We start from the raw sequence: 24,761 nt of genomic DNA, 5'->3' as shown, positions 1-24,761 counted from the left end.
GGAGCCTGAATCATGAAGCGTGCGCCGCGTTCCGTCGCCCTTGCGCTGTCAGCCGCCGTGTTGATCCCCTCCATGGCCGATTTCGCCGATGCCTGCACCCGCACGCTCTATGTCGGGGCCGACCAGACCGTCATCACGGGCCGGAACATGGACTGGAAGGAGGATATGGCCTCCAATCTCTGGGCCTTTCCGGCCGGGATCGAGCGGGACGGCGCTTCCGGACCGAAGTCGATCCGCTGGACCGCCAAGTATGGCAGCGTCATCACCTCTGGATACGAGGCCGGCTCGACCGATGGCATGAACGAGAAGGGTCTCGTCGCCAACATCCTCTATCTGGCGGAATCGCAGTACAGCAAGCCGGTTGACGGACGCCCCTACTTGTCGATCTCGCTCTGGGCACAATACACGCTCGACAATTTCGCCACCGTCAACGAGGCGGTCGAGCATCTGCGCGCCGAGCCGTTCAACCTGCTCGCGCCGACGCTGCCGAACGGCGCCCCGGCCTCGCTGCATCTGGCGATCTCGGACTCGACGGGCGATTCCGCCATCTTCGAATATGTCGAAGGCAAGCTTCAGATCCATCACGGCAAGGACTTTGCCGTGATGACCAATTCGCCGATCTATTCCGAGCAGCTGGCCCTCAACAGCTACTGGAAGGAAATCGGGGGCCTGAAGTTCCTCCCCGGCACCAACCGTGCCGCCGACCGGTTCGCCCGCGCCTCCTTCCTGCTTGACGCGATCCCGAAGCAGAAGGACCCGAACTACATCGAGGGCGTTCCCGGGCAGTCCTTCCAGTATCAGGCTGTCGCGAGCGTCCTCGGCGTCCAGCGCGCCGTCAGCGTTCCGCTGGGGATCACGACGCCGGATCAGCCGAACATCTCGTCGACGATCTGGCGTTCGATCTCCGACCAGAAGAACCTGATCTATTACTTCGATAGCGCCACGCGCCCGAACACGTTCTGGGTGTCGCTGGCCAAGCTGGACTTGAAGCCGGGCGCTCCTGTCAAGAAGCTGACCATCCAGCACGGCGAAGTCTTCTCCGGCGAGGTTTCCGGCGAGTTCAAGCCGGCCAAGCCGTTCGCCTTCCTGCCGGCCAAGCCGGAGTAAGCCACGGCGGTCTCCGCGACCGCCGCCTGCTTGCCTACCCGAGTCCGGGATCCTTTCCTCGTTCACGGAGCGATGCAAGGATCCCGCGCCCTATCCGGCTCGCGCTTTTGGCGCGTGCCGCGCTCCGCTTCCCAAACGCCTTCGGCGCGTCGATCAGCCCTTTCGTCGGGTTTCGACATTGGTCGGGCCGAGATACCAGTCTCGCGCCAGGACTTCCTCGAACACCACCCAGACATCTTCGTCGCCCAGTCCGGTGGCGTCCCGGATGGCCTCGGTCACCTTGGCGGCGATCGCGGCCTTCTTCCCCTCCGGGTCGCTGGCGATGACTTCCTTGACGAGACGAATGTTGACGAACGGCATGCTGGGTTCCTCCCCCTCGGTTCTTCGGCCACGCGCCACCTAGGCTTTCCTGCTGACGCTCGGCAGTCTCAGTCTGCTATCAATCCCGGCTTGGCACCAGTTGGGCTTGAAACGGCGGAGTTCGCCCGGATGGCGTCCTCCGAAAGGCGTATGGCCGGCAGGATGCCGAGCCCCTCGCTAGGCGTCTCTTCCCTCCTATTGCTGAATCGGTCGCGCCGCCTTGGCCGCCCTATCGTGCTCCAGCCGCCGCGACATCTGCCATCCGGCCTCGCGCGTCGGCCTGCCCCTCGTGCGGCGCGATGCGGAGACCGGCTCATGTCGATCGGTGCCCCTCTTCTTGCCTTTGCCTTCCTGCTGTCGGTCGCCATGGTGGCGGCGCTGCGCCGCCTGTCGCCACGGCTTGGCCTGGTCGACCGACCCTCGGCGCGCAAGGTTCATGTCGGGCTCGTTCCGCTCTGCGGCGGGCTCGCGATGTTCATTGCCTTCGCGTCGGTCATCCTGCTGCGATCGCTGCAGGCATCCGCGCCGCCCGCCGCCGAGTTGCTGGTGTTGACGGTGGCCTTGGCGATGCTGGCCGGTATCGGGCTCGTGGATGATCTCCATAATATCGGCGCCGGTATGCGGCTCGTCGTGCAGGGCCTCGCCGCCGCGGTTCTGCTCGGAGGATGGGGCGTGGCCACGGGCACGACGATGATGCTTGCCCTCCCCCTTGCAGGAGCGCTGCCGGGCTGGATCACGCTTCTCGTGGCGTTTCTCTTCCTCGTCGGCGTGACCAACGCCTTCAACATGATCGATGGGCTGGATGGGCTGGCGGGCGGCGTGGCGGCGATCGCGCTGGGCGGAATTGCCCTTGCCGCGATGGCGACGGACCGTCCCGCGATCGCCGAGGGAAGCCTCCTGCTGCTGGCCGTCGTCCTCGGCTTTCTCGTCTTCAACATGCGCAGCCCCTGGCGCGCCCGCGCGACCGTGTTCATGGGCGATGCGGGCAGCCTGATGCTCGGCGGCGCCATCGCCGCCTTCATCGTCAGCCTGTCCTCTATCCCCGGGTCATCCCGTGCGGAGGCCGAGGTACACGCGCTGTTCCCGGCCCTGTTGTGGCTGGTGGCGCTACCGGTGATCGATACGCTGAGCCTGATGGTTCGCCGCTCGATCGCCGGGCGTAGCCCGATGGCGGCGGACCGCGCTCATCTGCACCATCTTCTGGTCGATCACGGTCTCTCGCCCGCCCGCGCGACGGCCACCCTCGTTGCGGTCTCCGCGCTGCTCGCGGCCGTCGGGCTGGCGGGCATTCTCCTGGATTGGCCGGCCTATTGGATGCTCGGGGGCCTAGCCCTGCCCGCTCTGGCGCACAGCGCCTTCGTCCGCTTTGGCCATCGAGGCGGCCTGGCCGCCGTCGATCATTCGTTGGCGGCGTCACCCGAAGCTGCCGAGTAGACCACCTCCGAGGACCGTCCCGCCTCTACGCCGCGAAGCAGCGCAGTCCATTCCGCCACGCCCCGCTCCCTGCCATGCGTCGTCTCGAACGCAAGGCGCGCCCTCTCGCAGCGCGCCGAGCGAAGCGCCGGGTCGTCGCGAAGGGCTCGGATCCGGTTGGCCAACAACTCGCCGGCGCCGATCGGCACCGTCTCGCCGCAGTCGTGCCGCCGAAGGGCGGAGGCGACTTCGCCATCGCCTGCGCCGATGAAGATCGCGGGACGTCCCGCCGCCAGGATGCCGTAGAGCTTGCTCGGCACGACATAGGGCTCGAGCTTCGGCAGCAGGGAGATCAGGTGGACGTCGGCGATGCCGAGGCTTTCCGACAGGCGATCCCGTGGCTGCAGCGGTCGTAGCTCGATGTTGCCGAGCCGTCGCCTCGCGATTTCAGCCTCGATGCTTTTGCGGGCGAAGCCGCCGCCGATCAGCAGGAAGCGAATTCCTGGATCCTCCCGGAGATGCTCTGCAGCGTCGAGCAGGGTGCCGAACTCGTGCGCGCGTCCGAAATTGCCGGAATAACCGACGACGAACCCCTCGCCGAGGCCCCATTCGCACCGCAGCCGGTTCTGGCCCGCCTCGATCGGAACAATCTCCTCCTCCGACCAATAGGGAATGACGGCGGTTGTGTCCGGCGCGATGTCGCGGGCGCGCAGCGCGCGCGCCATGGCGTCGGTGGGCACCACATTGCAGTGGGCCCGGCATAGCGACCCGTCGCGCAGCGCGAGCGTCAGCCGGGCGAGCGGGCCGCCCTTGCCGACGACGCCAAGCTCGATTGCGACCTCGGGAAAGATGTCATGCAGCCACGTGACCAGCCGGGCGCCCCGCCCGGCCAGGACGGCCGCGAGGGTGACCGACAGCAGCGGCGGATCCGTGCAGGCGATGACGATGTCGTCGCGGTGGATATGGCGAAGGCACCAGGACGCGACGGCGGCGTGGAAGCTCAGATAGTCGGACGCGCGACCGGCGAGCCCGCTCCTGCCGAAATGGGTCGCCGCCAGCCGGTGCACGCGAACCGCGTGGATGGAGGATAGCCGCGGCAATGCGGAGTCGGGGTCGTCGTGGCGGAACCGGCTGGCCAGCACATGCACCTCGATGCCCTGTGCCGCGAGGCCGAAGGCCAGGCTGGAGACCATGCGGCTGGTCGCCGATTCATCCGGATGGAAATAGCGGTTCACCAGCACGATGCGCATCGATTTGACCTCTGCCGTGAATGACCAGAGGCAGACTTTCACCGCGTCGAACGGCCGGACAAGGCCTGCAATCGCACGAGCCATGGCTCCGCGGACGGGGAACACACCTCCCTTCGAGGTAGGCGGAAACGGGGCACGGGCGCGCATACCTCTTTCGTCGACACCCGCGAGAGGTCATCGCGCGCAAGTGGTTGGGCCGCGTTGCGGCGCCTACTCCGATCAGACAGGAGGGCGCGTGGGTAGCGCCTTCGTATACTCCGGTTCTTGAGGACACGGAGCGAGCACCATGCCTGGCAAGAGAGCCTTGATCGTCGGCGTGACCGGACAGGATGGCGCGTATCTGGCCGAACTGCTGCTCGGCAAAGGCTATGAGGTGCACGGCATCAAGCGGCGCTCGTCATCCTTCAACACGCAGCGCGTCGATCATCTCTACCAGGATCCGCATGGCGAGAATGTCCGGTTTCACCTCCACTATGGCGAACTGACGGACGCGACCAATCTTTGCCGGATCATCCACGAGGTCGAGCCGGACGAGATCTACAATCTCGGCGCCCAGAGCCATGTCCAGGTCAGCTTCGAGACGCCGGAATATACGGCGAACGCCGATGCGCTCGGGACACTCCGGTTGCTCGAGGCGCTCCGCATCGCCGGCCTCTCGGAGAAGTGCCGCTTCTACCAGGCCTCGACATCCGAGCTCTTCGGCGGCAGCCGGGTCGCGCCGCAATGCGAGACGACGCCGTTCTCGCCGCGCAGTCCCTACGCCGCCGCGAAGCTCTACGCCTACTGGATCACGGTCAACTACCGCGAGGCTTATGGCATTCACGCCTCGAACGGCATTCTCTTCAACCACGAGAGCCCGCTGCGCGGCGAAACCTTCGTGACGCGCAAGATCACGCGCGGCGTCGCCGCCATCGAGCTCGGACTGCAGCAGACGATCCATCTCGGCAATCTCGACGCCCGCCGGGACTGGGGCCATGCCCGCGACTATGTGGAAGGCATGTGGCGCATCGTGCAGCACCGCCAGCCCGATGATTTCGTTCTGGCGACGGGCGAAACCCACACGGTGCGCGAGTTCGTCGAGCGCGCCTTTGGCGAGGTCGGCCGGGCGATCGAATGGTCCGGTCGCGGGGCGACCGAAAAGGGGCATGACGCCCGCAGCGGCGCGACACTGATCGAGATCGACCCGCGCTACTTCCGCCCGACCGAAGTGGACCTCCTGCTCGGCGATCCGGGCAAGGCGCGCGACCAGCTCGGCTGGAGCCACACGGTGTCGTTCCCGGAGCTGGTTGCCGACATGGTTCGGGCGGATCTCAGCAGCGTGCTTCGGGAGGCCGGCCGCAATGACCGCAGCGCCTGATATCCTCGACACCTTCTCCCTGGCGGGCAAGCGCATCTGGGTAGCCGGGCATCGCGGCATGGTGGGCTCCGCCATCGTGCGACGGCTCCGCCGCGAGCCGTGCGAAATCCTCACGGTCACGAGCGACGAGCTGGACCTGCGACGGCAGTCGGCGACGGAAGCCTGGATCAATGCCGTGGCGCCCGACGCCATCGTCATTGCGGCGGCGCGGGTCGGGGGGATCGCCGCCAATTCGGCGCATCCGGGGCCGTTTCTCTATGACAATCTGGCGATTGCCTCGAACATCATCGAAGGTGCGCGCCGGACCGGTGTGACGAAGCTGCTCTTCCTCGGCTCGAGTTGCATGTATCCGCGCGACGCGCAGCAGCCGATCCGCGAGGCGGATCTCCTCACCGGGGCGCTGGAACCCACCAACGAACCCTATGCGATCGCCAAGATCGCGGGCCTGAAGCTCGCCGAGAGCTATCACCGCGAATATGGCTGCCGGTTCATCGCCGCCGTGCCGCCCAATCTTTACGGGCCGAACGACAACTACGATCCGGAGAATTCCCACGTCCTGGCGGCGCTGATCCGTCGGATCCACCTTGCCAAGGTCGACAATCTTGCGAGCGTCGCCATCTGGGGATCCGGCCGGCCGTCGCGCGAATTCCTGCATGTCAGCGATCTGGCGGATGCCTGCGTGCTGCTCCTGAAGCGGTATGAGGCCAGGCAGTTCATCAATGTCGGGTCGGGCAAGGAAATCTCGATCCGGGCCCTCGCCGAAATGATCGCCGATATCGTCGGCTATCGGGGCGTCATCACCACCGACCCCAGCCGCCCGGACGGCATGCCGCGCAAGGTCATGGATATCGGCCGGATGCGCGACTTGGGCTGGCAGCCCTCCATCCCGCTCCGGGATGGCATCGAGGCGACGTATGAGGCGTGGCTCGCCGAATGCGCCGCAGTGGCGTGAGCATCCTCGCCATTCCGGATCTGCCGTCCCTGCCCGTCCGAATGGCCGAGCTGCTGGCCACACCCGGCTCCAGCGGCGACGAGGAGGCTTTGGCTCCTGTCCATCGCGCGGACTCTGCCGTCAGGTGGTGGCGCGGCGCATTCCCCTGAACAGATCGGCATAGAAGCGGGCCTGCCCAAAGACGCCGAGGATCATCACGGCGTAGATGAGCAGCATGACGCTCGCCCCGAGCAGGACCTGCGCGAGCGGAGGGAACCCCACGCCTTCGGTCCGGTCGAACAGGCACGCCGCGCCGCCGGCGATCAGGCCGGCCAGGAAGGATCGGCTGATGGCCGGCAGGATGTCGCGCGGGGAGATCGGGCCGCCATGCGTGCTCCAGACGATGTGCGGCACGAACCAGACCACCATCGCAATCGAATAGGCCGTCGCCACGCCTCGCGGCCCGAATGGCAGGCCGATACTGCACGCGACCACCACGACGATCGCCACCACGAAAGTGATCCGCAGGTTGCGATCCTGTCGGCCGATCGCCAGCAGCAGCCAGCCGAATGGGTTGATCAGGCTGAAGACCAGGACCGTCGGTGTCAGCAGGCGGAAGATGATGGCGGCTTCCATCCATCTGGGACCGAACAGAACGAGGAAGATCGGCTCGGCGAACAGGCACAGGAACAGGGTCAGCGGCACCGACATCGAGGCGAGCAGCGCATAGCCCTTGAGAAAATAGGCCCTGAGCCGCGCTGGCTCGTCCTGCAGCCGGGCGAGCGCCGAGAAGGCGACGCCGCCGACAGCGTTACTCAGATTGTCGATCGGCACCGAGATCAGCTGATAGGCGCGTCCGTAATTGCCGAGCGCCTCGGCGCCCCAGAAGCGCCCGACCAGCACCTTCTCGAGATTGAAGCCGATATAGGCCACGATGGTGTTGAAGGTGACGGTGCCGCCGACCCGGAGCATCGGCACGACTTCCGCGAAGCTGAAGCGCCGGCTCGGCAGCCAGCGCGTCGCGACCCACATGCCCGTGGTGGTGCCGAGCTGGGTGAAGAAGGTCGCCCCGACCAGCGCCCAGTAGCGGTAGCCGGCCAGCGCGATGGCGACACCGCAGGCCAGGCCAAGGAGCTGCCCGGAAAACTCGACTATGGCGAGGGCCCCGTAGCGCATCTCGCGTTGCAGGATGGCCAGGTGCTGCACGCTGGCGGCGCCCAGGATGAAGCCCGGCGCGAGCAGGATCGTCAGCCAGAAGAGCCTTGGCTCGTCATAGAAGGCGACCAGGACCGGAGCGAGCAGGCAACAGAGCGCGGCGAACAGGGTGCCGATCAGCATGTTGACCCAGAACAGCGTCGACATCTGAACGACAGAGATCGTCCGCGCCTGCACCGCCGCGGTCGACAGTCCCGCGGAAGCGAACATCGCCATCATGCCGGTGATCGCCGTCGCCATCGCGACCAGGCCGAACTCGCTCGGATCGAGCAGTCGCGCGAGCACCACCATGAAGGCCAGTCGCATCAGGACGCTCACACCCTGTCCGAGCAGCTTGGCCATGCCGCTCCGGATCGTCCTGTGCCGCAGATCATCCATGTCGCTGGTTGTCCATGACGCCTGTGCTCCTCGATCGCAGGGCGAAGCCGATCGCGGGGATTGTAGTGGCAAGCTCTCGTTCCTCAGGCTCCGCCCTCCGGCGAACGCCCTACGCCTTGCGGCCAGTCGAGACCCGATCTCGGCGTAGGGATGCGTTTGGATACAGACCGAAGGAGTAGAGCCGTCCCCCAACGGCCAGGCAGTGTCAGAGACGGGGTCGACCTAGGCTGAACCGAGCTTCCCCGCCCCGGAAAATCCTCTCGCGGATACGGGAACCGGGGCCTGGATCACGAGGGGGGAATGGGCATGAAGGTGCTTGTCACGGGCCATCGGGGGTATATCGGCACGGTCATGGTGCCGATGCTGCTGGCGGCCGGTCACTCGGTCAGCGGCTGCGACGCTGATCTCTACGCCGAATGCAGCTACGCACCGGGCGGCGCGATCGCGGCCATACCGGAGCTTCGCAAGGATGTGCGCGATGTCACGGTCGGCGAGCTTCGCGGTTTCGATGCCGTGATCCATCTGGCGGCGCTGTCCAATGATCCGCTCAGCGACTTGAGCCCGGAGCTGACCTTCGACATCAATCACAGGGCCAGCGTGCGTCTCGCGACTTTGGCCAAGGAGGCCGGCGTGCGTCGCTTCCTGTTCGCCTCTTCCTGCAGCAATTATGGCAAGGCAGGCGGCGAATTGGTCGACGAGACGGCGCCTCTCCAGCCGGTCACCGCCTATGGCAGGTCGAAGGTGCTGGCCGAGCAGGACATCGGCCGGCTCGCCGACCGCCGCTTCTGCCCGGTCTATTTCCGCCCCGCGACAGCCTATGGCCTGTCGCCGCGCCTGCGCTTCGACATCGTGCTCAACAATCTCGTCGCCTGGGCCGTGACGGGCGGCGTCATTCACCTGAAGTCGGACGGCACCCCGTGGCGCCCCGTCGTGCATATCGAGGACATCGCCGCGGCCTTCCTGGCGGGCCTGACAGCGCGCGAGGAAGACGTTCGCAACCAGGCATTCAATGTCGGCCGGACCGACCAAAACTACCGCATCCGGGATCTGGCCACGATCGTCGCCGAGATCGTCCCCGGTTGCCGGCTCGAGATGGCAGCCGACGCGGGCCCCGACACACGGTCCTATCGGGTGTCGTTTGAGAAGATCCGGCAGCTGCTACCGGATTTCGCGCCGCAGTGGGATGCGCGGCGCGGCGCGGAGCAGCTCTGCGCTGCCTATCGGTCATCGGCGCAGGCTCTGCTGGGCTTCGAGGGTCCCCGCTATCAGCGGATCGGCCATATCCGCAAGCTGATGGCGAGCGGTGTGCTCGGAGCCGATCTGCGTCATCGCGTGCCGGCGACGCAAGGCGATGTCCTGGCTGTGACATGACCTCTCGTTTGGAGGACCTATCGCCTCCCGGAGCCCTTCTGGGCGCGGTGAACGCGGAAGCGATCGGTGTCGAGATTTATGGCCTGATCGCCGAGCTGTTCCCCATATGCCGGAGCGTCGCCGGGGATGGCGTGCGCGAAACGCTGCGGCGGATGCAGCGAGCAATTCCGCTCACCATTCATGAGGTTCCGACGGGAACGCAGGTCTTCGACTGGACGATCCCTCGGGAATGGAACATCCGCGAGGCCTATATCCGGAACGAGGCTGGCGAGCGGGTCGTCGATTTTCGACACAACAACCTGCACGTCATGAACTACAGCGTGGCGGTACGAGCCACTCTGGAGCTTGCCGAGCTGCGGAAGCATATTTTCACGCTCCCCGAGCAGCCGGACGTGATCCCCTATCGAAAGTCCTACTACGAGCCGGCCTGGGGTTTCTGCATGACGCATCGCGCAATGCTGGCCCTGCCGGAGGGACGCTATGAAGTGGTCATCGACGCCAGCCATGATGACGGCAGCCTGAGCTATGGCGAATACCTGCATCGCGGGGCGCTGGAGGACGAGGTGCTGCTGTCGGCGCATATCTGTCATCCCTCGCTCGCCAACGACAATTGCTCGGGACTGGCGCTGCTCGCTCTGCTGGGCAAGCGGATTTCCAGAATGCAGACGCGCTACAGCTATCGCTTCGTCTTCGCTCCGACGACCATCGGCGCCATAGCCTGGCTCGCCCGCAATCAGCACGAGACAAGCCGCGTCAAGCACGGCCTGGTCGTTACCTGTGTCGGCGACGGTGGCGGACCCACCTACAAGAAGAGCCGGCGGGGAAATGCATTCATCGATCGCGTCGCCGCCCATGTGCTGCGCCACGCGGCCCGATCGCCGGTTGTGCTCGACTTCAGCCCGATCGGCTATGACGAGCGGCAATATGGTTCGCCCGGTTTCGATCTGCCGGTCGGCGTGTTCCAGCGCAGCCTGTTCGGGACCTTTCCCGAATATCACACCTCGGCCGACAATCTCGAATTCGTGCGGCCGGAGCATCTCGCTTCATCCTATCGGATGATTGGCGACATCCTCGACGTCCTGGAGCAGGACTTCCGGCCGCGAAGCACCTGCATGCATGGCGAGCCGCAATTGGGGCGGCATGGACTCTTCGAGCGTGAATCCCCGGGCGGCGCCGGCGCGGCGAGCAATCTGGCGATGCTCTGGGTGTTGAGCGGTGCCGATGGCCAGACATCCCTATTCGAAATCGCCGAGCGCGCGGATCTGCCGTTCGCGGATTTGTTGGCCGCCGCCCGCCGCCTGCAGGCCCATGGACTTCTGGAAGCTGACGGCGCGGCGCCGATTGTCAGCGCTTGAGCGGCCTTTCCCTCACCTGTTTCGGCGAGATCAGCACCAGCTCGCGGGGAGCATTCGACGAACGGTCGCGGTCATCGATCCGACGCCCGGGCGAGGCTCGTTCCGGATCAGATAGTCGAGCGGTGGCAGGAGCGTCGATGACCAGGATCGGCTCGCCACATAGCGAAACAGGCCGGCTGCGTTGCGGATCTCGCCCCGGCAGAGATGGCTCAAGCCGGACCAATAGGCACGACCGACCAACCCGCGCGCCGCCAGCCGCGCAAGCCGCGCAGCTTCGGGATGGGTGGCCCCTTCATGCGTAAAGAACCATGTGAACGCCGCCTCGTAGGCAAGAATCTGCAGACTTCGGTTGCGGCGGACAATGGCCGATCGCTCGAGCTCGTGCGCCCGCATAAAGAGCTGCGGGGTCCGCGTCCGGGCTATGAGCCCTCCCTGCAGGGTGAGGCGCATCATCAATTCGAAGTCGTCAGATTGGTCCAGCGCCGCGCAATAGTGTCCCGCCCGCTTCTGGGCCGAGGTTCGTACCACGGCGGAGCAACTGCGAACCGAATAGAGGCCCGTGCGGCAAAACTGTTCGAGCAGGTTCAGCGCCGGCATGATCTGCCAGTCGACGGGCCCCGCGGTCATCGGTCGCCTTTTTACGGGCTTCGTTGCCGCGAGCTCTCCAAACGCCAGCGTCACATCCGGGTTCTGTTCCAGCACCGACAGGGCTCTCGGCAGGGATCCCTGGGTCAGCAGATCGTCCGCGCAGAGGATCATGAAATAGTCTGAGGACGCCCAGTCGATGGCCTCGTTGAACGATGCCTGGTGACCGAGATTGGTCGCGTGCTGCACGAATGTGACCCGGCGATCTCTAGAGGCCAGCTGGCGCGCGATCGCCGCGCTGTTGTCGTCCGAGGCATTGTCGAGGATGAGGACGCGCAGCGCAGCGACATCCTGCGTCAGCACGCTCTCGACGCACTCGCGAAGATACCGACCATAGTTGTAGTTGGGTATGGCGACGTCGATGCTGGCCATGGCTTCCTGCTCAGGCATGGAAGAAATCCAGATCATCGCACTCTGGACGGCCCGGCTTCCGGGCAGCAAGCCGGCCGAAAGCCGTAGATACCGGCGCCTCTGGACGGAGCTTGATCTGTCCCCATCCGAAAGGCGTAGCGAGCAGCCTCCGGCCCCTCCTCAGAACGTCTGAGGCGACCTTCTCCCGGTTCTTGATATGTTCCTAGTACAACCTGTGGGCGAGTTCTCCGCAATTCAGCCTGTACCGAGGTGACTGGGGATGGAGGGGGTTCGATGACAAAGTCTTTCGGATCGACGCCCGGGGGGCGCGACGTTCTGGGGACGTGCCGCCTTTGTGGCGCCGACCTGCATCACGTCTTCGTCGATCTCGGCATGTCGCCGCTCTGCGAGAGCTTCGTTGCGGCGGACAGGATCGACGAAGGCGAGGTCACCTACCCGCTTCGGGTCCTAGCCTGTGAATTCTGCTTCCTGGTTCAGCTCAAGGCCTATGTCAGGCCTGACGCGATCTTCGACGACTATGCGTATCATTCGTCCTATTCGTCGAGCTGGGTTGCGCATGCGAAGGCTTATTGCGAGGCGATCACGCAGCGACTGCAACTGAACGCGCGAAGCTCCGTCGTCGAGATTGCCAGCAATGATGGCTATCTGCTGCAGCATTTCGGCCCTCTCGGCGTTCCGGCGCGGGGAATCGAACCGGCCGCCAATGTCGCCGCGATCGCGATCGAAAAGGGCATCGAGACGCGGATCGATTTCTTCGGCGCGGATCTGGCTGAGGAAATGGCGGCGGAAGGTCAGCAGGCGGATCTGATCATCGGCAACAACGTGCTGGCCCAGGTCCCGGACCTCAATGATTTCGTCGAAGGCATGCGGATCCTGCTGAAGCCCGAGGGGGTGATAACGCTGGAATTTCCGCATCTGGCCCGCCTCATTGCCGAGACCCAGTTCGACACGATCTACCACGAGCACTTCTCGTACTTCTCCCTGCTGACGATCGAGCAGATCGCGGCCCGGCATCAGCTGCGGCTGATCGATGTCGAGGAACTGACGACGCATGGCGGATCCCTGCGGGTCTACCTGGTCCACGCGTCCTCGACGCGACCCCAGCATCCTGCCGTCCCGGCGCTGCTCGCCATCGAGCGGGCGCAGGGGCTGGACCGCGTCGCCACCGATTCCGATTTTGCCGAGCGGGTTGTGGCGACCAAGCGCGGGCTGCTGTCGCTGCTGATCGAGCTGAAGAACCAGGGCAAGACGATCTGCGGCTATGGCGCGCCGGGAAAGGGCAACACCCTTCTCAACTATTGCGGCATCGGCACGGACTTCCTGGAGTTCACGGTGGACCGCAATCCCTTCAAGCACGGCCAGCTCACGCCGGGGATGCGCATACCGATCCTGCCTCCGGAGGCGATCGAGATCGCCAGGCCGGACTATGTCCTCATCCTGCCCTGGAACCTGAAGGACGAGATCATGACGCAGATGGCTCACATCGCGGCATGGGGCGGCCGCTTCATCGTGCCGATCCCGGAGCCCCGCATCGTCACGCCAAGGATCGAGCGAAAGGGGATGGCATCATGAAGGTCGTTCTGTTCTGCGGCGGGCTCGGGACGCGCATCCGCGAATATCCCGAGAGCATCCCCAAGCCGATGATCCCGATCGGCCAGCAGCCGATCCTCTGGCACCTGATGAACTACTACAGCCAGTACGGGCACACCGATTTCGTGCTCTGTACCGGCTACAAGGCGAATGTCATCAAGGACTTCTTCCTGAACTATCGGCCGCAGGCCTATGCGGATTGCGTCGTCTCGGACTTCGGCGCCAAGGTCGAGATGCTGGGCACGCCGGAGCAGGATTGGCGCGTGGCGCTGATCGATACCGGGATGTGGCGCAATATCGGCGAGCGGCTGCTGGCGGTTCGCGACCACGTCCGCAACGAGGAGATTTTCCTCGCCAATTACAGCGACGGCCTCAGCGACGTGGATCTGACCGAAATGATCGCGCGGTTCCGCGCGAGCGGTAAACTCGCCTGCTTCCTGGCGGTGCGCCCGCAGCTCAGTTTCCATTTTGCCGATATCGCCGGCGACGGGGCGGTCAAGGGTTTCGCCACTTCCGATCGCTCGGATCTCTGGATCAATGGCGGCTTCTTCCTGTTCAGGCCCGGCATCTTCGACTTTGTCCGCGAGGGTGAGGAGCTGGTGCTCGAGCCTTTCGCGAGGCTGATCGAGGCGGGAGAGCTGATGGCCTACAAATATGAGGGCTTCTGGCGCGCCATGGACACGTTGAAGGACCGCCAGGTCCTGGAGGAGATGGTCGAGCAGGGGCGGATGCCATGGCGGCAGGCGGAACGCGCCGGATCGACCACGCCGCTGGCGATCTCCGCCTCATGAGGCCTCTCACCCTCGCCGCGCCAGGCGATCGGCTGTCGATACTGTGCCTCGGCGCCCATTCGGATGACATCGAGATCGGCGCGGGCGGCACGCTGCTGACCCTGATCGCTAGGGGAGTCCGGCTCGACGTTGCGTGGTGCGTGCTGAGCGCCCCCGGCGAGCGGGCGCGCGAGGCGCAACGGTCGGCCGATGCCTTTCTGGCGGGTGCCATGCAGGCCGAGGTTCGGTGTGCCGCCTTCGCGGATGGGCTCTTCCCGGAGCAGGGCGCCGCCATGAAGGCGTGGATGGAGGATTTGAAGCGCCACGTAACGCCGGACGTCATCCTGACCCATCGCCGCGATGATGCGCATCAGGATCACCGCACCGTCTCGCGACTGACCTGGAACGTGTTCCGCGATCACCTGATCCTCGAATACGAAATCCCCAAATGGGACGGCGATCTGGGGCGGCCCAATCTCTATGTGCCGTTCGGCGAAGCGGAGATGGGCCGCAAGGTGGCGTTTCTTGACGAGCACTTCGCCTCGCAGCGCTCGAAAGACTGGTTCGACGAGGAGACCTTTCGCGGCTTGGCCCGGTTGCGCGGCGCGGAATGTCGCTCGACCGGGCGCTATGCCGAGGCCTTCGTGATGCGCAAGGCGACGATCGGTTAGCCGCCGAAATCTCCGTGCAGCCCCTCGGCCAAATGGATGAGCCATCTGGTCCAAAGGCCGGATACGACACGGGAACTCCCTGCCCTAGCCTCGCGTGAAAGCCTCTGTCCCACGTCTCGTTACGAGGAACGACGCATGAAATTCGCCTTCTTCGTCTATCCGCATCTGGGCGGCACCTTCACGGTCTTTCGCCATCTGCGCATGGGGCTAGCAGCCTTCGGCATCGACGTTCGCTGGCTCGGAATCGGACCGGCAGCGCATGCGGCAGCGAGGCATCCGGACTGGCAGGCGGAACGGGAGACCGGCGCGGTCTGCGGCCTGCCCGGCGACGACGAGCCGGCACTGGCGCGCGCTTTGTTCGCCGCGATCGAGAATGGCGGCTTCGACGGCGTCTTCGTCAATGTTCACGCCGACTCCGTGCAGACCAACATCGCGCGGCATCTGCCGTCGTCCCTGCTCCGCATCCTGGTGGTGCATAACATCACGCCCGGCACCTATGCCGCGGCGGCAGCCATCCGCGAGCATGTCCACGCAACGGTGTGCGTCTCGCGCCGGATCGAGGCGGATCTGATCGGACGCTACCGCTTCCGACCCCAGCGCATCGTCACGGTCCCCAACGCGGCCGATTTCCTGCCGGTCCCGGCTCGGGCGCCGCGCGCCGATGGCCAGCCGCTTCGCATTCTCTCGCTCGGCCGCGTCGAGGATCAGGCCAAGGGCGTTCTATGGCTTCCGGATATCCTGCGGCGTCTGCCGCCTTCCGTCCGGATGACCGTCGCGGGTGACGGCCCGGACCTCGCTCGCCTCCGACAACGATGTGCGTTCCTGGGCGACCGGGTCCGGTTCGCCGGCGCCGTCCTGCCCTCCGCCGTTCCGGCCCTGATGGCGGAGCACGATATTCTGCTCGGGCCATCGCGGTTCGAGGGGTTCATGATCACGGCCGTCGAGGCGATGGCGGCCGGCTGCGTCCCGGTGATCTCGCGCATTCGCGGCGTGACCGACAGCGTGGTCACCGAGGGCGAAACGGGGCTGCTGTTTCCGGTCGGTGATATCCGCGCGGCGGCGTCCGCCATCCAACGGCTTGTTGATCACCCCGCCCTTTGGCGCACCCTGTCGCGCCGGGGCGTTGCCACGGCTCCGGATCGCTTCGGCGTCGCCCGCATGGCGGGGGACTATGCGGCCCTGCTGGATCGAATTTCCGCCGAGCCCCCTCTCGTCGCCCGGCCCTTGTCGATGGACGAATGGCAGCTGCCATCGGGTCTGCGTCCTGGCCTGCGCACGCATCTTCCCGTTCCGATCAAGAACCTGCTGCGCGGCATCCGGGAACGAGTCCGGATCCGCGACCAGACGGCGGAGCCTGCCTGATGAGCCGAGGAGGCACACAATGGCGATGGCGCTGATCTGGATCCTGGTTCTCACATCCGCCGGGGTGATCGTCGTGAGCCTTCGCCGGCCCGAGGGCGCGTATCAATATCCGTTCCTGGCGGCGGCGACCTTTCTCGGCTTCATCGCGCCGCAGCTGCCCGCGTTCGCCGAGGATCCGTTCTTTGCCGAGGGCGCCGTGGCGCGAACGGCGGCCTTCGCCACTCTCTGCCTGCTCGGCTGCGTTCTCGGCTGGCACCTGCCGCGGCCCTCGGCCTCGACAAGGCGGCCCTGGTGCTTCGACGAGCACAAGCTACTCGCCGTCGCGGCGGGACTATCGTTGATCGGCGCGTATTTCTATATGAAGATCAATAACTTGCCTTATGATATCAAGTTCTCGATCTATACGGGCCTGCCGGTCGTCTACATCTTCTTCGCGCGATTGATGCCCTATGGCTTCGCGATCGCGCTGATCTGCTTCGCCCGTCGGCCCAGCCTGCCGGGGCTCGGAGTTGTGGCCTTCGACCTGGTGGTCTATGCGGATCGCATTCTCGTCCACGGCCGGCGCAGCGAGGCCGCCGATTTCGTCTTTCTGATCGCCCTCGCCCTCTGGTTCCAGCGTCGGCTCGCGGCGCCTCGCCTGCTCTCCATTCTGTTCGTGCTCGGCGCGGCGCTCGCCCTGACCAGCACCGGCGACTATCGCTCGGTCACGACCGCGCGCGATCCCTCGCCCTGGTCGGCGCTGCTCAAGATCGATGTCGCCGCCAATTTCGAGCATCTGCTCGCCTATGGCGGCGAGGAAGTCCGCAACGCCATCAACCGGATGGAGACTGTGCGTACGACGGAGGCATACGATTTTGGCCTCAGCCACTGGAACGCGACCGCGTTCAACTATGTGCCGGCGCAGCTCCTTGGAACGCACTTCAAGGAGAGCCTGATGGTTTCGCTCGATGGCCAGATCGCGCGGGATTATGCGCCGCATCCCGGCACGACGGAGACGGGGCTGACCGACGCGTTCGCGTCGTTTTCCTATCTGGGCGCGTTGAAGTTCGTCCTGCTCGCCTATCTGATGCGGCGCCTCTATGACGCCGCGATGCGCGGCAGCACCGCCTGCCAGATCGTCTATGCCCTGTCGCTGTCGCCGTCGATGCACGCCATCACGCATCACACTCAATGGCCCTATTCCAACTGGATCCATATCGGGCTGTTCCTGCTGCCAGCGCTTCTTCTCGCCCGGACACGGACCGATGAGGTTCGGCCCGCGGCAGCGACGGTTCCCTTCTCGTCATGAACGCGCCTGCCGACCTCCGCCAGCAGCCCGCTTCGGTTCGTGTCGCCGTCGTCTTCCAGCGCTTCGGCCCCTATCATGTCAGCCGGCTCGACGCGGCGGGGCGATACATGAACCTGACCGGCATCGAACTCAGCGGGACGGACCGCACCTATGCATGGGCGAGCACGGAAGGGTTGGGCGACTTTCCGCGATTGGTGGTGTCGGCCGATATCGATGCGGAGCCGGTTCGGACCATGTATGGCAAGGTCTCGGCCGCCTTGGCCTCGGCCCAACCGGATGTTGTCGCGATTGCCGGATGGTCGCATCCCGCCGCGCTGGCCGCTCTCCTCTGGTGCTCACGCCATGGCAGGCGGGCGATCGTCATGTCGGACAGCGCCGAGCAGGATAGCCGACGTCGCCCCTGGCGCGAGTCCATCAAGCGCCAAATCGTTTCACTCTATGGCGCGGCGCTCGTCGGCGGCGAGACGCATCGGCGGTATCTGGTCGCCCTCGGCCTGCGCGAGAATGCGATCTTTGACGGCCTCGACGTCATCGATAACGCGCATTTTGCCGAAGGGGCGTCGCAGGTCCGCGCCACGGCCCCCAAGAGCCGGAAGCAACTCGGCCTGCCCGGTCGCTACTTCCTGGTTTCCAGCCGGATGATCGCGAAGAAGAACCTCTTTGCGGTCCTTGAGGCCTATCGCGACTATCGCGACATGGCCGGCGGCCTCCCCTGGGATCTCGTCATGCTCGGCGATGGCAGGCTGTTGACGGATCTCCGGGCCACGGTGGCAGAGCTGGGATTGTCTGCCCAAGTGCATTTTCCCGGCTTCCGGCAATATGCCGATTTGCCAGCCTATTACGGCCTCGCCGGCGCTTTCATCCTGGCGAGCAGCACCGAGCAATGGGGTCTGGTGGTGAACGAAGCCATGGCGGCAGGGTTGCCGGTTCTGGTTTCGGCGCGCTGCGGCTGCTGCGACGAACTCGTGCGCCATGGGATAAACGGTTACCGGTTCGATCCCGGCGATCCCGGGGAGTTGGCGCGGCATATGTGGCGGGTCGCCGCCGATCCCGCACTAGCGCTCGTCATGGCGCAGGCCGGGCAGTCGGCGATCGCCGAGTGGTCGCCGGAACGGTTCGCCAACAACCTCCGACGGGCGGTGGATCACGCCATGGCAACTCCGCCTCGGACAGGCGCGCTGGCGCGGGCAGTCGTCGGCGCGATGATGTTCCGGCGCGAGCGAGCCGACGATTGAGCTTCAGGGAATGCCCGATGTGACGGACGCGGCGCGCGGGCTCGCTCGCATGCCGGATCTGCGGGGCTCTATCCTGTGAGGCGCAGCAGAAGCGTGCGCCAGGCCTCGCCATAGCGTTCGATCGTCATGGTCTCGACCCGCTGCCTCGCGGCTCGTCCCATCCGCAGGCGGAGATCGGGATTCTGGATCAGCCGTTCGATGGAGACCTTCATTGCGTCGACGTCCCCGCAGGCATGAATGTAGCCTTCCAAGCCGTCTCGGACCGGCGTTCCGCTGTTGGGCGTGGTGACAACAGGCAGTCCCGTCGCCATCGCCTCCATAACCGTCCCGGCGGAGCCTTCGCAGGCCGAGGGGAACAGGAAGATGTCGAACGATTCCAGCCACGACCGCACGCCGTCGGCCGGCACGCCGCCGGTGAGCTGCACCCTTCCACGGTATGGAGCCAGCCTTTCGGGAAGCAGCGAGACCGGGCCGACCATGGTGAAGCGCGCGATTTCGGGATCGAAGCTTCTGGCGATTTCGAGAAAGGCCGGCGCTCCCTTGCGCAGCGACACGCCGCCGACAAAGCCGACCCGAACCGGGCCGCGTCTGGCGCTCCGGTCAAGGAACCGAAAAGTGGCTAGGTCGATCGGATAGGGAAGGACCGAGACCCTTTCGCTCCCGACGCCCGCCTGTAGCAGCCCCTCGCGCACGTAGTCGGAGGCGCATGTGACATGGTCGGCCAGATCCCAGGTGCGCCGCTCGATATCCCGCATGATGGCGGCGCCCTTCGAAGCGGCGGAATTCTCCCAACCGGGCCAGAGCTCTGCCTGACGCGCCTCCTGCCGGATCTGCTCGTCGATGGGCGCGATGATCTGGTCGGCGACGACGGCGAGCCCTTGTCGCCGGGCCACTTCGCAGAGCAGCGGATCGAGGTTGCGGACGAAGCCGACCAGGGCGTCGGCGCCGTGCCAGCCGGCATCCAGCACCTGCCGCGTCATGGCTCGCGAGCGGCGGACGTAGATTTCCTCCGGCAAGGTGGCCCTGCTTTCGAGCAGGCGTTCCAGCAAGGTCTGCCAGCCCGAGGTGACGACCTGGCTCCCCTCGAGTCCGACGCAGCGACGGCCGGCCAGACGGCGTCCCGTGCCGGCCGAGATCGACGCCATCGCGAGGCCGAACAGCGCCTGCAGCGAGTTCGGCTGGATGAACCAGTCGGTATGCATGGTGCCGAGAATACCGGCCGAGCGCAGCGCCAGCGGCAGCGCATAGCGGAGACGCGCGCCGTCCTGAATGACGGCGACGTTCAGGTCGGGCCGCTTCGCCGCGATCCTGCCCGTGCTGACGGATCGGCTGTCTGCGGTGTCGATGGTCATGCGAGGTCGACCGTCGCAGGGCGTGCGGCGAGGCCGAGGAGCCATCGATACACGCTTTCCATGTCGCCGGCCGCCCGGGACCAGGTGTAGCGCTCCTGGATGAGGGCTGCCCCCAGCATTCCGACTTCCAGCCGGCGCGTCATCGGCATGGCGAACAACTCGCGCAATCCCGTTGCGATGCTGTCCGGCTCCGGCAGGATGCGGATCGCCCCTGCCCTTGCAAAACCCTCAGGCAGGTTGCATTGCGGCGTCATCAGCACCGGCAGGCGGGCCGCCCAGGCTTCGAGCACGGCGATGGGCAGCCCTTCGCTGAGCGACGGCAGCACGAAGGCGTCGGCGGCGGCGAGGCTGCGAGCTTTCTCTTCGCCGAACTGCGGCCCGACGAAATGAACGAGGCCCTCAAGTCCCAGCGTCGCCGCCATGTGCTCCAATCGGGCGCGATAATCGGGATCGCCCCAGCCGGCGATGACCAGATGCCAGGCCTTGGACGCAGCGGCATCGCGGGCGATCGCTAGGGCCTGCAGCAGGTTCGGGATGCCCTTTTGCGGCGCCAGCCGTCCGAGAAAGAGGAGGATCGAGGCGCGGCCCGGCACGCGGCTCCGCCAGAGCGGCGCGACGTTCGCCGTCGGCATGGGCGGGTGAACGCCGTTCGGCACGACGCAGACCGGGTTGGTCAGCCCTATGGCCCGGATCGAGGCCAACTCGGCCTCGCAGAGCGCATGCAGGCAGGACGCCCCGCGGAGATGACGCATCTCATAGGCAAAGCCGGCAAGCCGCTTCTTCCAGCGCCGATGCGCCAGCGCCCAGCGGTCCAGCTGGCCATGCGGCGTGACGATATAGGGCGCCTTCCGGGCCGCCGCCCATCGTGGGGCGGCGACGGAAGGATACATCCAGAGCCCGTGCACATGCAGCAGATCGGCGCTGCTGGCGCGAAGCGCCCGGTCGAGGGCGGGCGAATAGCCGAAGGATGGGAAGCCGCGCGTCGGAAACGCCTGCGCCGGGACGCCGCCGCGTTCGAGGTCCTGCGCGGCGGAGACGGGGTGTTGGAGGCCGAAAACGTCGACCTCGATACCCGGCCGGGATCGCAGCGCCGGCGCCAGGCCGGCGACCGCTTCGAAGATGCCGCCCGAAGCCCGCGAGAGCCGTCCCATGACCATGGCGACGTGGATCGGGGCATCAGACCTCGCGGCCTGCGAGTGCGGCGTCGCGCGGGATAGATAATCCAGATCGCTCATATCGCCCTCCCCGGTTTCCTAGGGACCGCCAGTCCGCAAGGCGCGCGGGCTGTCCAGATCCGAGAGATGGCGGTCGACCTCGAGGATATCGCCCGGAATCAGGCGGTCCCGGTCGGTGACGATGATCGTTTCGGTGCCGGTCGCTGTGCGGCGAACCACGGCAAAGGTCGCGTCCGGCAGCGCCTTGACGCCGCCGGACTCCAGATCGTCGCTCGCGGCGCCGATGCTGGCGGCGAGCGACGCGATCTTCTGCTCGCTCCGGGCGGCGGCCAACTCGATCAGCCGCAGCGCCATGGCGTTCTCGGCGGCGCGGCCTTCCTTCAGCGCCGCGATGCGTTGATCGACTTCGAGGCTGCCGTGTCGGGCGCGCGCCAGGAAGCTCAACACGTCGAGCTTGTCGCGCTTCAGGGCCGAATACTGACGCTGGTTTTCCCGCAGCCTCGACAGGGCCGTCAGGCCCTGGTCGGCCAGTTGCTGCGTTGCCTCGACATCCTTCGCGATCGACTCGAGTTCGCGATCATGCAGCGTGAGGCTCTCCTGCAGCGCCGCGATCTCGTCCTCCAGCGCATGGCGCTGTGCCTCGAAGGCGGCGATCTGGGCCGCGAGCGATGTCTTGCGGACCTGAAACAGGGCCATCTCGGCTGTCACCATGTCGACGGGCGCGCCGGACGCGGTCAGGCCCGTCGCGTCGAATTCGTCGCCGGCAATCTCCGCCTGCAAGCGCGCCCGCTCGACCCGCTGCGACAAGCGGGAGAGCTTCTCGTCGGCAAAGCTCTGCCGGAGCGTCAGGAGCTGGAGCGCGGCGCCGGTGACGGGAGCCTGCGGACGGCGCAGGCCGCCGCCGAGCGCCACCAGTTCGAGAACGATCATGCCGGGCCGAAATTCATAGCGGCCGGGCGACTGGACGTCGCCGGTGACGAAGACGGGCGCATGGCCGATGATTTCGAGGCTGACGGTGTGATCGGCCGGGACGCGCCCGGCGAGCCCGGTCGTCAAACGCTCGGCCGCCTGTTCCTGGGTCAAATTCAGCATCATCACGCGGCCGAGGCGCGGAAAGCCGATGGAGCCGTCCGCCGCGAGGGTGAACTTACCGCCGAGTTCCGGCTCTCCGAAGATGGAAACCTGCAGGATGTCACCGACGCCGAGCCGATAGGTCTCCGCCGCCATCCCGACGCTGGCGTGAATCGTCAGCAGGATGGTGGCCAGCAGGGACGCCCATAACATCCCGGCGCGCAGCATTCGGCGAATCCAGATTTGGCTCTGCCGCATCGTCATGCCTCGCGCATTTGAACTACCGGGCTGTCGCTGGCCGCCGGCGGTCGTGCTGGCGGCGTGGCGGGCGCGCGTCCGACACTCCCCGGTCGTTCGAAGCTGCGATGGACGCGCATCGAGACCCGGTTGAGCACCAGCGCCCGCACGGTCTGGCCGCAAAAGGCCAGCCGCTCGATCGAGGCCGTGACGCTTTCAAAAGGCGTCCAGCCCCAACGGGCGACGAAAAGCACCGCATCGGCGTGAGCGCCGATCTGCGCAGCGTCCGACGAGGCGAGGATCGCCGGCGTGTCGAGGATCACTGCGTCGAAACGATCCCGAAGCGCCGCGATCAGCATGGCGAGGCGCTTGTCGGCGAGAAGGCTCGGCTTCTCCTCCTCCATGCCGCGCGCGATGATCAGCTGCAGCGGGGTCTCGGGATCGGGGACAACGACCTGCTCTAGGTCGAGGTCGCCGGACAGGTAGGCGGCCAGGCCCCGGTGGTCGTCCGCCGTCGCGGCGCCCGCCATGAGGGCGACGGACTGGCCGTGTAGATCGGCGTCGACCAGCACGACTGACCGGCCCGATCGCGCCATGGAGCGCGCCAGCGAAAGCGCCAGCGTCGTCTTCCCCTCGCCCGGCAGCGCCGATGTCACCATCAACACGCCGGCGCGGCGCATGGCTGGCGACAGCCGCAGCATCCATTGCAGCGTCGCGAACGCCTCGGCGAAGGCGGAGCGCGGGTCCTGGACGATCTGGCTGGCCGGCTCGCGGCCGGCGCGGCGCGGCAGGGTCGGGATGGTTGCGAGGACGGGGACGCCGGTCGCCGCCTCCAGCGCATGGCGAGACCGTACGCGCGGATCGAGCCGCCCCAGCAGCAGGGCGAGGCAGACTCCGACGCCCGCGCCCGACAGCAGGCCGAGCAGCATCGTCGGGAGCAGGCGCGGATTGGAGGGACGTGCGGGGACGGTCGCCTCGGAAATCAGCCGGACGCCCGGATCGGTGAGTTCCTTGCGATCGCCGATCTGCTTGGCGCGGCCGAGCAGGCTTTCATAGACGGCCCGATCGGCGTTCGCCTCGCGGACGAGCCCCTCAAGCTTCACCCGGGCCGTGTCGGACCCGCCATAATCGGCTTCGGCCGCCCGCAGCTGTCCCTCGATCGAGGTCACGCGCCGGGCGGCAGTGTCGATCTCGTTGCGGAGGCTGACGAGGATATGCTCGACCTCGCGGTCGATCTGCTGCCGGACCGTCTGCAGTTCCGAGGTGAGCACCGGGATTTCGACGCTCTGCGAGGCGCCCGTATCCCGCAGCACCTGAAGCCGGCGCTCGAGCTGAGACTGGCTGACGCGCAATTGCTGGATGATGGGCGAGCCGAGCACGTCGCTGAAGCCGTCGAGGCCGTCCTGCCGCGTCGAAAGCAGCGCGGCGGTTCGCTCTCGCGCCTCGGCCGTCGCCTTGGCGGCGCGAGCCGTGATGAGCTCGGCGCTCAACGCGCTGACCCGCTGCGCGGCGATGGTCACGCCCCCCATCTCGAACAGGCCGGACGACGCCTTGAAGCGCTCGGCGTTCTGTTCCGCCTGCTGCAGTTTCGCGCCCAGCGTCGCCAGCCGCACCTCCAGCCAGTCGCTGACCCGGCGCGTCGCCTCGATCTGCACGTCGTCCTGATAGTCGAGATAGGCGCGGGCGTAGGCGTTGGCGACCCGCGCGGCGAGCGCTGCGTCGTCGGCGCTATAGGCGATGTAGATCGTGTAGGAACGGCCATCGTTGACGACGTCGAGATTGGCGCGCAGGCGCGCTTCCAGCGCCGATCGGGGATCCTGCTGTTTCGGCGCCGTGTTTCCTCTCAGGCGGCCGAGCCATCCAGCCATCCCGCCCCGCGCCGGCTGAGCGATACGAATCGGCGGGCCGGAAGCATTCCCTTCGAACGGCTCGCCCCCTTCGGCGGCGAGCTTGTCGATCACCCTCTGCGCCATGACGCGCGACGAGATCCGGTCGAGCTCGGTACGCAGCACGGGATTTTCTTGCGGCAGCGGCGTGACGACCTGGTCGACCGGCATGGACTGGATGCGCCGGCCATCAAGAGCGATCACCGCCTCGGCGACATAGCGCGGCGGCTGCAGCATGTAGGACAGGGCACCGATGGCGAGGCCGGCGGCGGAGCAGGCTGCGATCAGGTGGCTGCGCTGACGCAATGCCTCGAGGCCATGCAAGCCGACATCCTGCCGCCCGATGGGAGGGGAAGACTGAATCACGATG

At 66.4% G+C, this 24,761-nt stretch carries 20 protein-coding genes; 12 read left to right on the top strand and 8 right to left on the bottom strand.

Translation table 11 applies throughout. The annotated features are described in order from the left end of the window. Positions 1-12: 12 nt before the first annotated feature. Positions 13-1,107 carry a linear amide C-N hydrolase gene (locus K32_RS10450; RefSeq protein WP_201403945.1) on the top strand — a complete coding sequence of 365 codons (1,095 nt, stop codon included), beginning with the start codon at positions 13-15 and terminating at the stop codon, positions 1,105-1,107. Between the two features lie 153 nt (positions 1,108-1,260). Here K32_RS10450 and K32_RS10445 read toward each other — a convergent pair whose 3' ends face one another. Beyond that, entirely contained in the window at positions 1,261-1,467 is a 207-nt protein-coding gene (locus K32_RS10445; RefSeq protein ID WP_201403944.1) for a 4-oxalocrotonate tautomerase family protein, read from the bottom strand. A gap of 315 nt (positions 1,468-1,782) precedes the next feature. Here K32_RS10445 and K32_RS10440 point away from each other — a divergent pair, with 315 nt between their 5' ends. Beyond that, positions 1,783-2,901, top strand: coding sequence for a glycosyltransferase family 4 protein (locus tag K32_RS10440; RefSeq protein WP_201403943.1), 1,119 nt, complete (start codon positions 1,783-1,785; stop codon positions 2,899-2,901). Here K32_RS10440 and K32_RS10435 read toward each other — a convergent pair. Further along, positions 2,865-4,214, bottom strand: a complete 1,350-nt coding sequence (locus K32_RS10435) for a glycosyltransferase family 4 protein (RefSeq protein ID WP_201403942.1) — start codon at positions 4,212-4,214, stop codon at positions 2,865-2,867. The genes K32_RS10440 and K32_RS10435 overlap by 37 nt on opposite strands. Before the next feature lie 202 nt (positions 4,215-4,416). Here K32_RS10435 and gmd point away from each other — a divergent pair, with 202 nt between their 5' ends. After that, on the top strand, positions 4,417-5,487 hold the full coding sequence (gmd, locus tag K32_RS10430; RefSeq protein ID WP_201403941.1) for a GDP-mannose 4,6-dehydratase: 1,071 nt from the start codon (positions 4,417-4,419) through the stop codon (positions 5,485-5,487). Beyond that, complete coding sequence (locus K32_RS10425; protein ID WP_201403940.1) at positions 5,471-6,439, top strand: GDP-L-fucose synthase; 969 nt, start codon at positions 5,471-5,473, stop codon at positions 6,437-6,439. The genes gmd and K32_RS10425 overlap by 17 nt, the downstream gene beginning before the upstream one ends. Before the next feature lie 120 nt (positions 6,440-6,559). On the opposite strand, the gene K32_RS10420 is transcribed toward K32_RS10425, so the two are convergent. Further along, positions 6,560-8,011: a lipopolysaccharide biosynthesis protein gene (locus K32_RS10420; RefSeq protein WP_201403939.1), complete on the bottom strand. Its 1,452-nt coding sequence runs from the start codon at positions 8,009-8,011 to the stop codon at positions 6,560-6,562. A 306-nt stretch (positions 8,012-8,317) separates the two neighbouring features. Here K32_RS10420 and K32_RS10415 point away from each other — a divergent pair, with 306 nt between their 5' ends. Together K32_RS10415 and K32_RS10410 are read left to right on the top strand one after the other, a co-directional pair. Further along, the gene (locus K32_RS10415; protein ID WP_201403938.1) at positions 8,318-9,382 is read left to right on the top strand and encodes an NAD(P)-dependent oxidoreductase; all 1,065 of its coding nucleotides are present in this window, start codon (positions 8,318-8,320) and stop codon (positions 9,380-9,382) included. Continuing rightward, the gene (locus K32_RS10410; RefSeq protein ID WP_201403937.1) at positions 9,379-10,737 is read left to right on the top strand and encodes a DUF4910 domain-containing protein; all 1,359 of its coding nucleotides are present in this window, start codon (positions 9,379-9,381) and stop codon (positions 10,735-10,737) included. Before K32_RS10415 ends, K32_RS10410 begins: the two co-directional genes overlap by 4 nt. Positions 10,738-10,767: 30 nt before the next feature. On the opposite strand, the gene K32_RS10405 is transcribed toward K32_RS10410, so the two are convergent. Further along, positions 10,768-11,772 carry a glycosyltransferase family 2 protein gene (locus tag K32_RS10405; RefSeq protein WP_201403936.1) on the bottom strand — a complete coding sequence of 335 codons (1,005 nt, stop codon included), beginning with the start codon at positions 11,770-11,772 and terminating at the stop codon, positions 10,768-10,770. Between the two features lie 255 nt (positions 11,773-12,027). Between K32_RS10405 and K32_RS10400 the strand changes: the two genes are divergently transcribed. The 6 genes from K32_RS10400 to K32_RS10375 all read left to right on the top strand — a co-directional run bounded on the left by K32_RS10400 (position 12,028) and on the right by K32_RS10375 (position 18,670). After that, the gene (locus tag K32_RS10400; protein WP_201403935.1) at positions 12,028-13,326 is read left to right on the top strand and encodes a class I SAM-dependent methyltransferase; all 1,299 of its coding nucleotides are present in this window, start codon (positions 12,028-12,030) and stop codon (positions 13,324-13,326) included. Beyond that, positions 13,323-14,135 carry a glucose-1-phosphate cytidylyltransferase gene (locus K32_RS10395; protein WP_201403934.1) on the top strand — a complete coding sequence of 271 codons (813 nt, stop codon included), beginning with the start codon at positions 13,323-13,325 and terminating at the stop codon, positions 14,133-14,135. The genes K32_RS10400 and K32_RS10395 overlap by 4 nt, the downstream gene beginning before the upstream one ends. Next, positions 14,132-14,785, top strand: a complete 654-nt coding sequence (locus K32_RS10390) for a PIG-L deacetylase family protein (protein WP_201403933.1) — start codon at positions 14,132-14,134, stop codon at positions 14,783-14,785. Before K32_RS10395 ends, K32_RS10390 begins: the two co-directional genes overlap by 4 nt. 135 nt (positions 14,786-14,920) lie before the next feature. Then, the gene (locus K32_RS10385) at positions 14,921-16,147 is read left to right on the top strand and encodes a glycosyltransferase family 4 protein (RefSeq protein ID WP_201403932.1); all 1,227 of its coding nucleotides are present in this window, start codon (positions 14,921-14,923) and stop codon (positions 16,145-16,147) included. Between the two features lie 19 nt (positions 16,148-16,166). Then, positions 16,167-17,435 carry a hypothetical protein gene (locus tag K32_RS10380; protein WP_201403931.1) on the top strand — a complete coding sequence of 423 codons (1,269 nt, stop codon included), beginning with the start codon at positions 16,167-16,169 and terminating at the stop codon, positions 17,433-17,435. Continuing rightward, a complete protein-coding gene (locus K32_RS10375) occupies positions 17,432-18,670 on the top strand; it encodes a glycosyltransferase family 4 protein (protein WP_201403930.1) in 1,239 nt (412 codons plus the stop codon). The genes K32_RS10380 and K32_RS10375 overlap by 4 nt, the downstream gene beginning before the upstream one ends. A gap of 68 nt (positions 18,671-18,738) precedes the next feature. Here K32_RS10375 and K32_RS10370 read toward each other — a convergent pair whose 3' ends face one another. From K32_RS10370 to K32_RS10355, 4 genes are read right to left on the bottom strand one after another with little or no spacing between them, the layout of a single operon-like run. Then, positions 18,739-20,022, bottom strand: a complete 1,284-nt coding sequence (locus tag K32_RS10370; RefSeq protein ID WP_201403929.1) for a glycosyltransferase family 4 protein — start codon at positions 20,020-20,022, stop codon at positions 18,739-18,741. Then, entirely contained in the window at positions 20,019-21,257 is a 1,239-nt protein-coding gene (locus K32_RS10365; protein ID WP_201403928.1) for a glycosyltransferase, read from the bottom strand. Before K32_RS10365 ends, K32_RS10370 begins: the two co-directional genes overlap by 4 nt. Positions 21,258-21,275: 18 nt before the next feature. Continuing rightward, positions 21,276-22,496 (bottom strand): polysaccharide biosynthesis/export family protein, encoded by a 1,221-nt coding sequence (locus K32_RS10360; RefSeq protein WP_201403927.1) that lies wholly within the window; start codon positions 22,494-22,496, stop codon positions 21,276-21,278. A 32-nt stretch (positions 22,497-22,528) separates the two neighbouring features. Next, positions 22,529-24,757 carry an AAA family ATPase gene (locus tag K32_RS10355; RefSeq protein ID WP_201403926.1) on the bottom strand — a complete coding sequence of 743 codons (2,229 nt, stop codon included), beginning with the start codon at positions 24,755-24,757 and terminating at the stop codon, positions 22,529-22,531. Positions 24,758-24,761: the final 4 nt, after the last annotated feature.

It is taken from the genome of Kaistia sp. 32K, from assembly GCF_016629525.1.
Classification (GTDB): Bacteria; Pseudomonadota; Alphaproteobacteria; order Rhizobiales; family Kaistiaceae; genus Kaistia.
Note: the sequence above shows the minus strand (reverse complement) of the source record. Positions and strands in the feature narration are given on the sequence as shown.

Coding starts and splice junctions, on each gene's coding strand:
- K32_RS10450 (WP_201403945.1), top strand. CDS start 13: ATGAAGCGTGCGCCGCGTTCCGTCGCCCTTGCGCTGTCAGCCGCCGTG.
- K32_RS10445 (WP_201403944.1), bottom strand. CDS start 1,467: ATGCCGTTCGTCAACATTCGTCTCGTCAAGGAAGTCATCGCCAGCGAC.
- K32_RS10440 (WP_201403943.1), top strand. CDS start 1,783: ATGTCGATCGGTGCCCCTCTTCTTGCCTTTGCCTTCCTGCTGTCGGTC.
- K32_RS10435 (WP_201403942.1), bottom strand. CDS start 4,214: ATGGCTCGTGCGATTGCAGGCCTTGTCCGGCCGTTCGACGCGGTGAAA.
- gmd (WP_201403941.1), top strand. CDS start 4,417: ATGCCTGGCAAGAGAGCCTTGATCGTCGGCGTGACCGGACAGGATGGC.
- K32_RS10425 (WP_201403940.1), top strand. CDS start 5,471: ATGACCGCAGCGCCTGATATCCTCGACACCTTCTCCCTGGCGGGCAAG.
- K32_RS10420 (WP_201403939.1), bottom strand. CDS start 8,011: ATGGATGATCTGCGGCACAGGACGATCCGGAGCGGCATGGCCAAGCTG.
- K32_RS10415 (WP_201403938.1), top strand. CDS start 8,318: ATGAAGGTGCTTGTCACGGGCCATCGGGGGTATATCGGCACGGTCATG.
- K32_RS10410 (WP_201403937.1), top strand. CDS start 9,379: ATGACCTCTCGTTTGGAGGACCTATCGCCTCCCGGAGCCCTTCTGGGC.
- K32_RS10405 (WP_201403936.1), bottom strand. CDS start 11,772: ATGCCTGAGCAGGAAGCCATGGCCAGCATCGACGTCGCCATACCCAAC.
- K32_RS10400 (WP_201403935.1), top strand. CDS start 12,028: ATGACAAAGTCTTTCGGATCGACGCCCGGGGGGCGCGACGTTCTGGGG.
- K32_RS10395 (WP_201403934.1), top strand. CDS start 13,323: ATGAAGGTCGTTCTGTTCTGCGGCGGGCTCGGGACGCGCATCCGCGAA.
- K32_RS10390 (WP_201403933.1), top strand. CDS start 14,132: ATGAGGCCTCTCACCCTCGCCGCGCCAGGCGATCGGCTGTCGATACTG.
- K32_RS10385 (WP_201403932.1), top strand. CDS start 14,921: ATGAAATTCGCCTTCTTCGTCTATCCGCATCTGGGCGGCACCTTCACG.
- K32_RS10380 (WP_201403931.1), top strand. CDS start 16,167: ATGGCGATGGCGCTGATCTGGATCCTGGTTCTCACATCCGCCGGGGTG.
- K32_RS10375 (WP_201403930.1), top strand. CDS start 17,432: ATGAACGCGCCTGCCGACCTCCGCCAGCAGCCCGCTTCGGTTCGTGTC.
- K32_RS10370 (WP_201403929.1), bottom strand. CDS start 20,022: ATGACCATCGACACCGCAGACAGCCGATCCGTCAGCACGGGCAGGATC.
- K32_RS10365 (WP_201403928.1), bottom strand. CDS start 21,257: ATGAGCGATCTGGATTATCTATCCCGCGCGACGCCGCACTCGCAGGCC.
- K32_RS10360 (WP_201403927.1), bottom strand. CDS start 22,496: ATGCTGCGCGCCGGGATGTTATGGGCGTCCCTGCTGGCCACCATCCTG.